This is a genomic window from Knoellia aerolata DSM 18566 (assembly GCF_000768695.1).
GTDB classification, from domain to species: Bacteria; Actinomycetota; Actinomycetes; order Actinomycetales; family Dermatophilaceae; genus Knoellia; species Knoellia aerolata.
The window spans coordinates 1-284 of the sequence record NZ_AVPL01000212.1; the positions used below are offsets into that span (position 1 = coordinate 1).

A 284-nucleotide genomic window follows, 5' to 3' on the forward strand; every position below is an offset into this window, starting at 1 on the left:
CAACAACGGCTACGCGACACTTCTGTACCTCCTGCAGGAGCCGGAGAACGCCCCCCTGCTTGAGCAGGACATCCAGCAGATGTTCTGGACCGTGCACGCATTCGTCGACGCCTTCATGGGCATCCTCGTCGAGTACGCCCCCACGGATGCGACCGACCCGGAAAGCTGGACCACGAAGTGGGACCGGTGGGTGAATGACGACTACTACCGTTCCTACATCGTCAACCTCGGCAAGCTGGGCTTGAAGATCCCCGACTCGATCTTCAAGCGCGCGCGTGAGCGGA

At 61.3% G+C, this 284-nt stretch carries 1 protein-coding gene; it reads left to right on the forward strand.

Annotated features, from left to right (window positions below; translation table 11 throughout):
- A partial coding sequence (locus N801_RS21305) for a hypothetical protein (protein ID WP_035941302.1) occupies window positions 1-284 on the forward strand: 284 nt, incomplete at both ends.